At 71.7% G+C, this 12,352-nt stretch carries 12 protein-coding genes; 9 read left to right on the forward strand and 3 right to left on the reverse strand.

Going from position 1 to position 12,352, the window contains the following annotated elements:
• Nucleotides 1-7: 7 nt before the first annotated feature.
• The 5 genes from ACNPQM_RS19215 (at nucleotide 8) to ACNPQM_RS19235 (ending at nucleotide 6,099) form a co-directional block, all read left to right on the forward strand.
• The gene (locus ACNPQM_RS19215; protein WP_418084954.1) at nucleotides 8-787 is read left to right on the forward strand and encodes an ABC transporter ATP-binding protein; all 780 of its coding nucleotides are present in this window, start codon (nucleotides 8-10) and stop codon (nucleotides 785-787) included.
• Complete coding sequence (locus ACNPQM_RS19220) at nucleotides 772-2,661, forward strand: hypothetical protein (protein ID WP_418084955.1); 1,890 nt, start codon at nucleotides 772-774, stop codon at nucleotides 2,659-2,661. The genes ACNPQM_RS19215 and ACNPQM_RS19220 overlap by 16 nt, the downstream gene beginning before the upstream one ends.
• 204 nt (nucleotides 2,662-2,865) lie before the next feature.
• On the forward strand, nucleotides 2,866-3,018 hold the full coding sequence (locus ACNPQM_RS19225; protein WP_418084956.1) for a hypothetical protein: 153 nt from the start codon (nucleotides 2,866-2,868) through the stop codon (nucleotides 3,016-3,018).
• Nucleotides 3,019-3,054: 36 nt separating this feature from the next.
• Nucleotides 3,055-4,437 carry a transcriptional regulator gene (locus ACNPQM_RS19230; protein ID WP_418084957.1) on the forward strand — a complete coding sequence of 461 codons (1,383 nt, stop codon included), beginning with the start codon at nucleotides 3,055-3,057 and terminating at the stop codon, nucleotides 4,435-4,437.
• 171 nt (nucleotides 4,438-4,608) lie between these two features.
• Nucleotides 4,609-6,099, forward strand: coding sequence for a hypothetical protein (locus ACNPQM_RS19235; RefSeq protein WP_418084958.1), 1,491 nt, complete (start codon nucleotides 4,609-4,611; stop codon nucleotides 6,097-6,099).
• A 122-nt stretch (nucleotides 6,100-6,221) separates the two neighbouring features.
• Here the strand turns inward: ACNPQM_RS19235 and ACNPQM_RS19240 are convergent, their stop codons facing one another.
• Entirely contained in the window at nucleotides 6,222-7,505 is a 1,284-nt protein-coding gene (locus ACNPQM_RS19240) for an ABC transporter substrate-binding protein (RefSeq protein WP_418084959.1), read from the reverse strand.
• Nucleotides 7,506-7,679: 174 nt separating this feature from the next.
• Here ACNPQM_RS19240 and ACNPQM_RS19245 point away from each other — a divergent pair, with 174 nt between their 5' ends.
• Nucleotides 7,680-8,126, forward strand: a complete 447-nt coding sequence (locus tag ACNPQM_RS19245) for an SCO4402 family protein (protein WP_358856915.1) — start codon at nucleotides 7,680-7,682, stop codon at nucleotides 8,124-8,126.
• 28 nt (nucleotides 8,127-8,154) lie between these two features.
• The gene (gene purU, locus ACNPQM_RS19250) at nucleotides 8,155-9,033 is read left to right on the forward strand and encodes a formyltetrahydrofolate deformylase (protein WP_358856781.1); all 879 of its coding nucleotides are present in this window, start codon (nucleotides 8,155-8,157) and stop codon (nucleotides 9,031-9,033) included.
• A gap of 13 nt (nucleotides 9,034-9,046) precedes the next feature.
• On the opposite strand, the gene ACNPQM_RS19255 is transcribed toward purU, so the two are convergent.
• Entirely contained in the window at nucleotides 9,047-10,333 is a 1,287-nt protein-coding gene (locus tag ACNPQM_RS19255) for a maleylpyruvate isomerase N-terminal domain-containing protein (RefSeq protein ID WP_418084964.1), read from the reverse strand.
• Nucleotides 10,334-10,368: 35 nt separating this feature from the next.
• Complete coding sequence (locus ACNPQM_RS19260; protein WP_418084960.1) at nucleotides 10,369-10,989, reverse strand: RNA polymerase sigma factor; 621 nt, start codon at nucleotides 10,987-10,989, stop codon at nucleotides 10,369-10,371.
• A 279-nt stretch (nucleotides 10,990-11,268) separates the two neighbouring features.
• Between ACNPQM_RS19260 and ACNPQM_RS19265 the strand changes: the two genes are divergently transcribed.
• The gene (locus ACNPQM_RS19265) at nucleotides 11,269-11,643 is read left to right on the forward strand and encodes an STAS domain-containing protein (protein ID WP_358856783.1); all 375 of its coding nucleotides are present in this window, start codon (nucleotides 11,269-11,271) and stop codon (nucleotides 11,641-11,643) included.
• A 93-nt stretch (nucleotides 11,644-11,736) separates the two neighbouring features.
• Complete coding sequence (locus ACNPQM_RS19270) at nucleotides 11,737-12,258, forward strand: EF-hand domain-containing protein (RefSeq protein WP_358856784.1); 522 nt, start codon at nucleotides 11,737-11,739, stop codon at nucleotides 12,256-12,258.
• Nucleotides 12,259-12,352 lie beyond the last annotated feature (94 nt).

Consider the following 12,352-nt stretch of genomic DNA (forward strand, 5'->3'; position numbering starts at 1 on the left):
GGGGAGCATGGGACCGCGCACAGCCGCTCCGGCGCTGCGACTCACCGGCCTGGCCAAGAAGTTCGGCACCCACCGCGCCGTCGACGGCATCGACCTGACCGTGCCGAGCGGGTCGTTCTTCGGCCTGGTCGGCCCCAACGGCGCGGGTAAGACCACGACCCTGTCCATGGCGGTGGGCCTGCTGCGCCCCGACGCGGGCCGGGCCGAGATCTTCGGTACGGACGTGTGGGCGGACGCCTCCCGGGCGAAGGGGCTCGTCGGCGTCCTGCCCGACGGCCTGGCCCTGCCGGAGCGGCTGACCGGGCGTGAAGTGCTTTGTTTCACCGGGCTGTTGCGCGGCATGGCCCGCGCTGAGGCGGACCGCCGCGCGGACGAACTGCTGCGGACCCTGGGCCTCGACATTGCCGGGCGCACCCTGGTGGCGGAGTACTCCACCGGTATGCGCAAGAAGATCGGCCTCGCCGCCGCGCTGCTGCACGCGCCGCGTCTGCTGGTCCTCGACGAGCCGCTGGAGGCGGTCGATCCGGTCGCTGCGGCGACCGTGAAGGAGATCCTCCGGCGGTTCGTCCGCGCCGGCGGCAGCGTGGTCCTGTCCAGCCATGTGATGGCCGTGGTGGAGCAGCTGTGCGACCACCTCGCCGTGGTCGACGCCGGACGGGTCGTGGCGGCCGGGCCGCTGGACGAGGTGCGGGCCGGACTGAGCCTGGAGGAGCGGTTCGTGAGCCTGGTCGCCGGCCGCTCGCCCGGGGCTCGGGGTGTGGAGGGGCTGGCATGGTTGGCGTCCTGATCCGGATGAAACTGGCCGTCCAGCGCAACTCCCTCACCCGCGCCACGGCCGCCCGGATGATCGTCGGCGGCGCGGCCGGTCTCGCGCTCGCCGCCGCCGTACTGTTCCTTGCCGGCCGCGGCTACCCGCACGCCGCGCAGCGGTTCGACCTGCTCGGCGCCGCGCTGGCCGTGTGGACGGCGGGCTGGCTGCTCGGCCCCGTCCTCTTCGGCGGCGGCGACACGACCCTGCGCCCCGAGCACTTCGCACTCCACGCGCTGCGCCCGCGCGCCCTGGCGACCGGTCTGGCGGCGGCCGCCTTCGTCGGCGTCGCACCTGCCGTGACCCTGATCGCGCTGAGCGGCCTCGTGGTCGTCGCCGTACACCTCGGCCCGGCCGCCGTCGCCGTCGCCGCCCCGGCCACGGTGCTCCAACTCGCCTTCACCGTCCTGTGCTCACGCCTGGTCACCGCGGTGCTCGGGCAGGTCGCGCGGTCCCGTACGGGCGCCGCGCTCGCCGCCTTCACCAGCTCGGCGATCCTGGCCGCGCTGCACTCGGGCTGGATCCTCGAACCCCTTGTGCGCACGGCCCTGGACGACGGCCTGCCCCGCCCCGCCGCCGCATGGCTGCGCGGCCTGCCCTCCGGCTGGGGGCTGTCCGCCGTCGAGGCCGCCGGACGCGGCGACCGGCCCGGCGTGCTCGCGGCCCTGGCCGGCCTGGCCCTGTTCACCGCGGCCTGCGCGTACGGCTGGGCCCTCCTGGCCCGGCGCCAGGTCACCACGCGCCCCTCGGGCGGACGTGCTGCGACCGCGACCCTCGGCCGGTGGGCCCGCGGCCCGGTCACCGCCGTCGCCGCCCGTGAACTGCGCACCTGCACCCGCGATCTGCAGCGCTTCCACTTCGTCTGCTTCGCCCTCGGATACGCCCTCGTGTTCTGCCTGCTCCCGCTGGCCGCGGGCAGTACGGACTTCCTGCCGTGGACCGGCCTGGTCTTCGCACTGTGGATGTCGGCCGTCTCCGCGAACCTCTACGGCGAGGACGGCACCGAACTCTGGGGCAAGATCGTGATCCCGGGCACCGCCCGGCACGACGTACGGGGCCGTCAGCTCGGCTGGCTCCTGGTCACCGCGCCCCCGACGGTCCTCCTCACGCTCGTTCCGGCCGCGTTGTCCGGGGGGTCCGTGCCGTGGCTGTGGCTGGTCACCTTCGTCCCCGCGCTGCTCGGCGGCGCGGCGGGCGTGACCGTACTGGTGTCGGTGCTGCGCCCCGTCCCGCTGCGCGACCCGCACCGCCGGACCGGCGGCCTGCTGGAGAACGGCACCGACTTCACGCAGGTCCTGCTGATGCTGCTCCTGACCGCGGCGACCGCGGCCCCGGCCCTGCTCGCCGTACGGTTCGGCCCGGCCTGGGCCGGACCGGTGGCCGGGCCGGTGAGCGGCGCCCTGCTGACGTGGCTGCTGGGACGCGTCGCCGTCATCCGGCTCCGGCGCACGGCTCCGGAGCTGCTCCAGCGCTTCCGCACGGGTACGCCTCCGGCTCGCCGGCGGCGCGTCCGGGCCGCGCCGCCGCCCCTTGTGCCCGCGGGCCTGCCTGCCCTGCGCCGGCCCGCCCCGGTCCTGGCCCGGCTCGGCCTCGACACGGCGCCCGTCGGGCAGCGGATCTACGTCGTCGTCGGCATGACGCTGTGCTGGGTCCCTCTGGTCGCCCAGGGCGTCGTGCCCGCGGTCATGCTGGCCACGGGGCATGTCCACCGCTCCTGGTTCCTGGCCCTGTACCTGCCGCCGGCCCTGCGCCGGCCGGTGATCACCGCGATGATCGCCCTCGGCCTCGCCCTCCTGATCACCAGCCTCGGCACCGGCCTGTACCACCTGGCGCGATCACGGCACCGGCGCTGAACGATCCCCCGGTACGCCCGTCTTCGTCTTCTCTTCCGGTTGACGGCCCCGGACGACGGTCGCGACCACGATGTCCAACGAGGGGCTGGAAGTACGCGACGGGGTGGCGAACGCGGTCATGGTGCATCGGCCCGCACATGGGGCGCATGGATGCATGAGCGGGGGCGCGCATGAGGCGGCGTGTCGAGGGACGGGTAGTCACATGTGGGGAATCCGGAACAGTTCCCCCATGCCGAATACGCACTGAACCTGAACAACGACACGATAAGCGCCATGAATGCCGTGAATACCGTGAACGCCACGGAAAACACCAACACGATGTATGTGCGCATTTCTTGGGCATATGCCGGGCAGTGATCCATTCCACTGATCACTGCGGTCTCAGGGGGAAACATGGCAGCCAGGCCTCTCGTCGCACGCCAGCCGAACGAACGGCTCCAGGCGCTCATCCAGGAAGCCGGATGTTCCAATGCGGGCCTTGCCCGCCGAGTCAACATGGTCGGCGCGGAGCGCGGCCTCGACCTCCGTTACGACAAGACCTCAGTGGCCCGTTGGCTGCGCGGACAGCAACCGCGCGGCAGGGCACCGGGAACCATCGCCGAGGCGCTCGGCCGCAAGCTCGGCCGTACGGTCACGATCGACGAGATCGGGATGGCCAACGGCAAGAATCTGGCGTCCGGCGTCGGCCTGCAGTTCGCGCCGACCGTGATCGGCGCGATCGAGCAGGTAAGCGAGCTGTGGCGCAGCGATGTCGGACGCCGCGACGCCCTGTCCGGTTCGGCGGTCGGTTCCTCGGCGCTGGTCGAGCCCAGCAGGGACTGGCTGATCACCGGCGCCGACCCGCAGGTGGCGCGCGCGGCGGGGGCGCGGGTCGGGATGTCGGACGTGGAGGCGGTGCGGGCGATGACAGCGGCGCTGGTCGACCTCGACCACCGGTTCGGCAGCGGACATGTGCGGCCGGTCCTGGTGCACTACCTCAACAGCGTGGTCTCCGGGCTGCTCTCGGGGGCCTACCGCGAAACCGTCGGGCGGCAGCTGTTCGCGGCGGTCGCGCGACTCACCGAGCTCGCCGGGTACATGGCGGTGGACACGGGGCAGCCGGGGCTCGCCCAGCGGTACTACATCCAGGCTCTGCGGCTGGCCCAGGCGGCGGGCGACCGGGCGTACGGCGGCTATGTGCTGGCCGCTTCGATGAGTCATCTCGCCGCACAGCTCGGCAACCCGCGGGAGATCGCGCAGCTGGCACGGGCCGCGCAGGAGGGGGCGCGCGGGCGGGTCACCCCACGCGCGGAGGCGATGTTCTACGCGGCGGAGGCGCGCGGACACGCGTTGCTCGGCGATGTCCGGACCTGCCAGGCGGTGGCGGGCCGGGCCCTGACGGCGCTGGAACACGCCGAGACGGACACCGGTGACGATCCGTCGTGGATTGTTCACTTCGACTCCGCCTATCTTGCCGACGAGCTGGCCCACTGTCACCGCGATCTCGGCCAGGCGGAGGCGGCCGCGCGCCGGGCGACGGAGTCCCTGGCCGCTCTCCCGGAGTCCCGGGCCCGGCGCCGGGGCATCGGTCTGGTGCTGCTCGCCACGGCGCAGGTGCAGCTGCGCGAGGTGGAGCAGGCGTGTCATACGGGGGCGCGGGCGATGGAGCTGCTGGGGACGGTGCGGTCGAGCCGGGGCGCGGAGTACCTGGACGATCTGCAGCAGCGGCTGGTCCCGTACGGCGACGAGCCGGCGGTCCGGGAGTTCGGGGCGCGGCTGGAGCTCCAGGCGGCCTGACCGGCGTATGATCGGGGATTTTTTCGGGCGCCCGTTAACTGCGTCGCCGGGGCCCGGCGTGTTACTGCCCCTGTGAAGGGGTGATGAGTGATATCGGGCGGCTTGGCGGAGAGCGGCTGCCACCCGATAGCGTGAGCCGACGATTCCGTAGGTTCACACGTAGGAGTCCCGGTGACGCAGAGCGGACAGGGTGACGAGCAGCAGCTCCCTGCTGTACGGCCCGCGCACGAAGGTGTCGTGCTGCCCGCAGGTGGCGGCGAGCCCTGGATACCGGGCGGACCGGCCGACCAGTCCGCTCCGGCGGGCGGGCAGCCATGGGGTCAGCCCTGGGGGCCACAGGCGCCGCAGCAGGACGTGTCGCCGCAGGGCCAGTACCCGCAGCACGACCAGGGGCAGGCGTACGGGCACCAGGGCCCGGCTCTGCCGGCCGAGCAGCCTCAGTCGTATGCCCAGCCCCAGCCCCAGCCGTACGCCCAGCCGCAACCTCAGCCGTACGCCCAGCCTCAGCCGTACGCCCACCCTCAGCCGTACGCAGAGCCCCAGCCCTACGCCCAGCCGCTGCCCCCGGAGGCCGTACCGGGAACGGGTGCGGGCGCGGGTGCGGGTGCAGGCATGGGTGGCGACGCGGATGCCACGCAGTTCATCGCGCCGGTGCCGGCCGAGAGTGCCGCGGAGGCGACCCAGTTCATCGCGCCGGTGCCGGCGGAGCTTGCCGCGGAGGCGCCCCCGTTCATCGCCCACGCGCAGCCGCCCGCATCGGCCTCCGACGCCGACGCGACCCAGTACATTCCGCCGGTGCCCGGTGGTGCCCCGTACGGCATCAGCCCGGAGACGCCCGGTGAGCGGCAGCCCCCCGCCGAGTTCGACAACCTGTTCCGCGCCGAGGAGTCGACGGCCTCCACGCAGCAGATGCCCCAGTTCGACCCGGGGCAGCTGCCGTACCAGGGCGCCGCCCAGTCGTACCAGCAGCCCGCGTCGGCCTACCGGCCGCAGCACGGCGAGCCGTCGCAGGGCCGGGCCGGGCAGCGCAAGAAGCCGTCGCACGTCCCGCTGATCGCCGCGGTCGTCGTCGGCTGCGCCGTCGTCGGGCTGGGCGCGGGTGCGCTGATGAGTGGCGGCGACGACAAGGGCACGGACAACAAGCAGCCGGTGGCCTCGGCGAGTTCGCCCGCCGCGAAGCCCTCCACGCAGGCGGCGGCCGACCCGGCGAAGCCGCAGGCCGAGGCGCTCGACAGGCTGCTCGCGGACAGCAACAACAGCCGTGCGGCGGTCATCGGGGCCGTGGAGAAGACCAAGTCCTGCACCAACCTGGACCAGGCGGTCACCGATCTGCAGGGCGCGGCCAAGCAGCGCCGCGACCTGGTGACGCAGCTGCAGGGGCTGACCGTCGACAAGCTGCCGAACAACGCGCAGCTGACCGCGGCGCTCACGAAGGCGTGGCAGGCGTCGGCCTCCGCCGACGACCACTACGCGGCATGGGCCGCGCAGGCAAAAAACGGCAAAAAGGTCTGCAAGCACGGGCACGCCCGCCCGACGCCCGAGAAGGGCCAGGCCGACCGGGCGAGCTATGAGGCGAGCAAGGCGAAGGCGCAGGCGTCGGGGCTGTGGAACTCGATCGCGGCGAAGTACGGGTTGACGCGGCGGGCGCCGACGGAGCTCTGACGGCAGTGCGGGGGTGCTGCCCAGCACTGGGACAGCTCCCCCGCACCCCCCGTGCGCACGCCCCCCGTGCGTCCGCACCCTCCATGCGCCGTTCCTCGACCGCCGGAGGGGCTTGCGGGTGCTCAGCCCTTCGCGCTGGCCTCCGACAGCGTGCTCGTGACGTCCACGAACCCCTTCCTCTCGGCCACCAGCCGCCCCTTCCGCACCACCTGGAACGTCACCTTCCGGTTCACGATCCGCGGATACGCCGACGAGCCCAGCGCGTCCTCGAACCGCCACCGCAGCACCGGCGTGAGGCCACCGGTGTCGACCTCGGTGCCTCTGTTGAGGGCGGTCGTGATTTTGCTGCCGGTGATGTCCGGGGCGTTGATCGCCGTCACGATCTCCTTCAGTGCCGTGTACGCGATCCACGTCGTCTGGACACCCGTGTCGTCAGGGTCGATCCGGTTGTCGTGGAACGCGTGCTTCCGGATCACCGAGCGCATCTCGTCCCAGCGGGCATCCCCCGACTCGGGGTACCAGCCGGTGACGGATGCCCCCTCGAACGGGCTGTTCCGCCCGCCGGTGCTGTTGATCAGGGGCTGGCCGACGCTGCCGAGGACCGACGAGATCCGCACGGACCCGTCCGCCGGTTCGAGCCGGCGGAAGGAGTCGAAGAACGTCTCCGTGCGTTCCCCGAGCACCGCTGTCACGCACCCGTCGGACCGCCCCGCCCCTTCCAGCGCCTGCTCGGCCGCCTGGTCGTAGGACGTGGCCGCCTCCTCCGCCCGGACGTCGGTGGACGCGGGCTGCTTCTTCTCCTTCTTCAGGCCGGTGCTGAAGAGCCACGCCTGGCCGTCGCCGCCCTGCGTGTCGGGGCGCACCAGGGAGACCCGCTCACAACTGCGGGCGAGCTGCTTGGCGTTGCCAGCCAGAAGCGCCGACTGGCCGCCGTTGACGGGGTACGAGTTGTAGCTGGTGAACTCCTCGGCGGAGGCCCCGTAGCCGCCGATGTACGGGATCCCGGCGGCCTCCAGCGGCCCCATGAAGGAGTAGCCCTCCGGACTGTACGAGCCGACGACCGCGACCGCCTTCTCCGTGACCGCCCGCCGGGCGCAGTCCCCCGCGCCGGTCGACGTGTCGTCCTCGTTACAGGTGACGACGCGCAGCTTGTGCCCGTCGAGCCCGCCGTTGTTGTTCACCCAGCGTGCATAGGCGCGGGCCATGGCCGTCATGCCCGCCATGTTCTCCGTATCCGGACCGTTGGAGCCGTCGGGGGCCCAGGTCATGACGGTGACGGGCTCCCTGGAGTCCCCCGAGGCCCCAGGGAGTGCACCGCAGCCGGTGATCAGCAATGCCCCGGCCGCCGCCGTACATGTGAGGAATGTGTAGGGGCGGGAGGAAGTGAGGCGTTGCCGTCCGGTCATGGACATGGACATTTCCGCGCCTTGGGTAACGCCAATGTGTGCTCCGTTCAACGCTCGGTGACGTCCAGGTGAATTGCAGGGGTCGATGCGAGCCCGGAAGGAGGGAACGTACGATCGACAACCGTGCAGCAAGGTTCGGAGAACACTTCCCGTCGCGGCCGTCGCTCCTCCACCATGGGCGGCATGCCGCTCAATGACGTTCCTTGGTGGCGCTGGCGCAGCAACGTGCGCTCGGCGCTGCACATGCTCTCCGACCCCGTCTTCCACCACGAGTGCTGGCTGGCCGGCCGGGAGGGGTACGGCGATGTCACCGACGCCGTGTACCGCCTGGTCGAGGACACCTGGCTGGACAACTGGTCCGCCGAGAAATACGTCGGCACGGTCTTCCGCGACTCCGGTGAGGCCGCCCTCGTCGACATCGCCGTGCTGCGGGTGCTCCGCATCATGCACCAGGTCGGCGCCGACGCCCCCGTCTCCGCCTACCTGGAGCACCACGGCTGGCCGGAAGGCGTACGGGCCGCCCGTGAGGCGCACGTGCTGCTCGCCACGAACGACGGCGAGGACCCCGACACCCCGCCGCGCTCCCTGGATGTGCTCCGCATCATGACCAGAACCGCCTGAATCGGGGACGGTGTGGCACGCTACGGACATGACCGCGCCGCAGCCTGCTGAGACCATCCCCGAGCAGTACGTCCTCACCCTCTCGTGCCCGGACAAAAAGGGCATCGTGCACGCCGTGTCGAGTTATCTCTTCATGACCGGCTGCAATATCGAGGACAGCCAGCAGTTCGGCGACCATGACACGGGTCTGTTCTTCATGCGGGTCCACTTCTCGGCGGACGCCCCGGTGACCGTGGAGAAGCTGCGGGCCAGTTTCGCCGCCATCGGGGACTCGTTCCGGATGGACTGGCAGATCCACCGGTCCTCGGAGCGGATGCGGGTCGTCCTGATGGTCAGCAAGTTCGGCCACTGCCTCAACGACCTGCTGTTCCGTTCCAGCATCGGCGCGCTGCCGATCGACATCGCGGCGGTCGTCTCCAACCACACGGACTTCGCCGAGCTCGCCGCCTCGTACGACGTGCCCTTCCGGCACATCCCGGTGACCAAGGAGACCAAGGCGGAGGCGGAGGCACAGCTGCTGCAGCTGGTCCGCGAGGAGAACGTCGAGCTGGTCGTCCTCGCCCGCTACATGCAGGTCCTCTCCGACGATCTGTGCAAGCAGCTCAGTGGCCGGATCATCAACATCCACCACTCCTTCCTGCCGAGCTTCAAGGGCGCGAAGCCATACCACCAGGCGCATGCCCGCGGTGTGAAGCTGATCGGTGCGACGGCGCACTACGTGACCGCCGACCTCGACGAGGGGCCGATCATCGAGCAGGAGGTCGAGCGGGTCGGCCACGGCGTCACACCGGACGAGCTGGTCGCGATCGGGCGCGATGTGGAGTGCCAGGCGCTGGCGCGCGCGGTGAAGTGGCACGCGGAGCGGCGCATCCTGCTCAACGGGCGCCGCACGGTGATCTTCGCGTAGCGCGAAGCACGCCCTAGAGCCGGCTGAGCGACGCCACCGCGAACAGCACGTCGCCGATCGCGTCGCGGTCGCCTTCCTGCCCGGCCGCCACGTCGACGGGTGACACACGGCCCGCGATCAGCCGGCAGAACTCCGTGCTGTCCAGTGCCACCTGCGCGACCGCGTGGTCGGGCGAGCCGGGCGCGGCCGGGGAGTCCAGGGCGATGTACCAGTTGCCGCCGCCCGAGCCCTCGATCTCCAGATGGAGCGAACGGCCCGGCGAACCGGCCGTCACCGGATGCCGGGCGGGCGCCGCGAGCCCGGCCCGGCGGCGTCCGGCGAGGGCGGCCGGCAGGAGCCGGGCCGCCAGGTCGATCATCCGGTGGAGATGGGCGGCGGACGGGGCCTCGTACGGATAGTCCACCGCGTCCGCGATGTCACCGCCGTGCACCCAGCACTCGAAGGCCCGGTCCAGCAGGGCGTCCTGCAGCGGGAGGGCGAAGTCCCCGTACGAGACGGACAGTTCGGCGACCCCGCGGCCGGCGAACGACACCGCGCGGATGAGGGCGTGGCTCTGGTCGCGCCAGGGCTCGCGGACGGCCCGGGTGGGCGGTCGTCGGGCCGCCGACCAGTACGTCTCGGTGCGCGGGGCGGGGGAGAGCGGGAACCCGGAGCCCGCGGAGGTATCGCTCCCGCCACGTCCGCCGACGGCCGGATCGTCCAGACCGAGGGCGGTGCTGACCAGCCCGTCGACGGTCATCAGATGGCCGATCACGCCGGCGACCGTCGTCTTGCGGTTGACCTGTCGCTCACCCTCGAACCACCTCAGCCGTACCGGCGCATGCCATTCCGAGCTGCCGATGTCACGGAGGAGCGCATCGAGGCGGGCGGTCTCCGCGTCGTACGGAACGGCCCAGCCCGGTACCGGGATCTTGGCCGGGCGACGGTTCAGACAGCCTTCGAGCACCCGGGAGCGCAGCAGCGGGTCGAGGTCCAGGCTGCGGTCGGTGTGCAGCAGACCGACCGCGTCGCGCAGCCGGAGCGCTTCGTCCGCGCAGGCGGCGCACCCGGTGAGGTGCTCCTCGACCGCCTCGGTCTCCTCGGCGGAACAGGCGGCCAGCGCCCAGGCGCCGAGAAGGGCCTTGAGCACGCCGTGGGGAAACACCGGGGCAGCCGGCTGCGGTGGCGCCGCCGGAGATTCCGGTCCCGGTTCGCGTGCTGCCGGTTCACGTGCCGCGGGTCCGGGCGCCATCGGCAAGGCGCCGAGATCGAAGTCGTCCGCCGCCGCCCGCGGTCCCGGTATGCGCCGCGCGCCCCGCATTCCGTCGTCGTGCATGTTCGCGTCGTCGTCGCCGGTCACAGCATCCGTCCGTATCCGGGCGGCTCGGACCCCTCGAGCGGGCGGGTGCCGGCGGTGGCGAGCAGCTGCAGCCCGAGCCGCAGCCGGCGGCGGGCCTCGTCCGCGGTCACCCCGAGGTCGGCCGCGGCCTGCCGGTAGTCCCTGCGCTGGATGTACGCGAGCTCCAGTGCGGCCCGCAGCGGTGCGGGCATGGAGGCGACGATGTAGTCGGCGCGGGCTGCGGCCGTGGCGCGCAGCACCCGCTCCTCCAGCTCCTGCCGGGCCGCGGCGTCCTCACTCCTGCCGTGTTCGCCGTCCTCGCTGCCTTCCTCGCCCCGCGCGAACGGGGACGGTTCCGCGGCACGCAGGCGCCGCACGGACTGGCGGTGGGTGAGCCGGGCCACCCAGGACCGTATCGAACCCTGCTTGGGGTCGTACGCGTCGGGGTTCTCCCACACGTACCCGAAGACCTCGCGGGTCACCAGGTCGGCGGCCGACTCGTCGTCGAGCATCCGGTGGGCCTGGCTGTGGACGAGCGGGGCGAAACGGTCGTAGAGCTCGCTGAGGGCCGCCGCCTCGCCGCGTGCCAGCCGCTGCTGCATCTTGCGGTCCCAGCGGGGCGGTGCGTCTTTCGCCATAGGACCCCCAGCCCTGTCCCCCTCGTCACACCGAATGTAGTCGGCGGCACCCGCTCGCAGGTGTCTTTGCGGCAAGTGCGCCCCTGAGGACACCCTGGACGGTGCGGAATGCGACGTCCCGGGATGTTGGAATCGGACCTGAAGTGATCATTTCTGCCTGAAACCCGTCTGTGTCTACTTCTGTGGGCCGGTGTTTCATGGGTGTGCGGCGGGGGCAGCCGCGAGGAGGAACAGATTCTTCCGGATCGTCGGATTCCCCGGAACGAGAGGCCCAGTCGAGTGACTCTGAAAGTGGCCGAGACCGAGCAGGGTGTGTGGACCGTGCTGCACATACGCGGCGAACTGGACCTGCTGACGTCGCCCGCGGTCCGCCAGTCCGTCCATGACGCGGTCGCCGTCGGACGTCACGACGTCGTGCTCGACCTCTCCGAGGTGCTGTTCTGCGATTCGAGCGGCGTCGGCGTGCTGATCGCGGCCCGCCGTCTGATGCGCTCCTGCGGCGGGCGGCTGCGGCTGATCCTGCCGGCCCGCGGCGCGGAGGAGGGCTCTCACGTCAACCGGGTGCTCGCCGCCCTCGGCGTGCGCCGTCTGTTCGATGTCTACCCCGACTGGGACGCGGCCGTCGACGACGGAGCCCAGCCGCTTTCGGCCTGAAACCATCCCGCCACCCGGCGTTAAGACCAGGTTGTCACACCGGTGGCGCGCGTAAGTGACACGTGATGCCCGCAGGCGACGTACGCTCCCCGCATGGACAGCGCAGAATATGAGCGCAAGATCGCCTTCCGCTTCGCCGCCTTCGACCAGGACGGCAACGGATACATCGATCGCGCGGATTTCAACGCCGCCGCGGCCCGTCTGCTCGCCGAATTCGGTACGACGGCCCGCTGCGACAAGGGGCAGGCGCTCTACACCGGGGCCGAGGCGTTCTGGCAGGGCATGGCGGGCATCGCCGATGTCGACGGGGACCAGCGTGTCACCCGTGAGGAGTTCGTGGGCGGGGCCGTGAAACGGCTGCGGGACAACCCCGAGCGCTTCGCGGAGATCGCCCGCCCGTTCCTGCGCGCGGCGATTGCCGTGGCGGACAACGACGACGACGGCGCGGCCTCGGTGCCCGCCGTGGAGCGGGCGCTGAAGGTCCTGGGCGCGAGCGAGGAGTCGGCGGAACTGGCCGCACGGAGCCTGGACACGGACCACGACGGCAAGATCGCCGAGGACGAGGCGGTTGCCGCGTTCGCCGTCTATTTCACGGTGATCGAGCCGGACGCGTAAGACCGACCGGCAAATGGGAGGTGGGAGAAGGAGCGGGGCTGGGTGCGTGCAGCTGCAAGGCGGAGGATTGAGGCATGGCGGAGCCATGGTGATT

Source organism: Streptomyces sp. NPDC056231, from assembly GCF_048270745.1.
Lineage (GTDB): Bacteria > Actinomycetota > Actinomycetes > Streptomycetales > Streptomycetaceae > Streptomyces.

Excerpts from the sequence above, each read along its gene's own strand:
- ACNPQM_RS19215 (WP_418084954.1), top strand. The coding sequence starts at position 8 with ATGGGACCGCGCACAGCCGCTCCGGCGCTGCGACTCACCGGCCTGGCC.
- ACNPQM_RS19220 (WP_418084955.1), top strand. The coding sequence starts at position 772 with ATGGTTGGCGTCCTGATCCGGATGAAACTGGCCGTCCAGCGCAACTCC.
- ACNPQM_RS19230 (WP_418084957.1), top strand. The coding sequence starts at position 3,055 with ATGGCAGCCAGGCCTCTCGTCGCACGCCAGCCGAACGAACGGCTCCAG.
- ACNPQM_RS19240 (WP_418084959.1), bottom strand. The coding sequence starts at position 7,505 with ATGACCGGACGGCAACGCCTCACTTCCTCCCGCCCCTACACATTCCTC.
- ACNPQM_RS19245 (WP_358856915.1), top strand. The coding sequence starts at position 7,680 with ATGGGCGGCATGCCGCTCAATGACGTTCCTTGGTGGCGCTGGCGCAGC.
- purU (WP_358856781.1), top strand. The coding sequence starts at position 8,155 with ATGACCGCGCCGCAGCCTGCTGAGACCATCCCCGAGCAGTACGTCCTC.
- ACNPQM_RS19255 (WP_418084964.1), bottom strand. The coding sequence starts at position 10,333 with ATGCGGGGCGCGCGGCGCATACCGGGACCGCGGGCGGCGGCGGACGAC.
- ACNPQM_RS19260 (WP_418084960.1), bottom strand. The coding sequence starts at position 10,989 with ATGGCGAAAGACGCACCGCCCCGCTGGGACCGCAAGATGCAGCAGCGG.
- ACNPQM_RS19270 (WP_358856784.1), top strand. The coding sequence starts at position 11,737 with ATGGACAGCGCAGAATATGAGCGCAAGATCGCCTTCCGCTTCGCCGCC.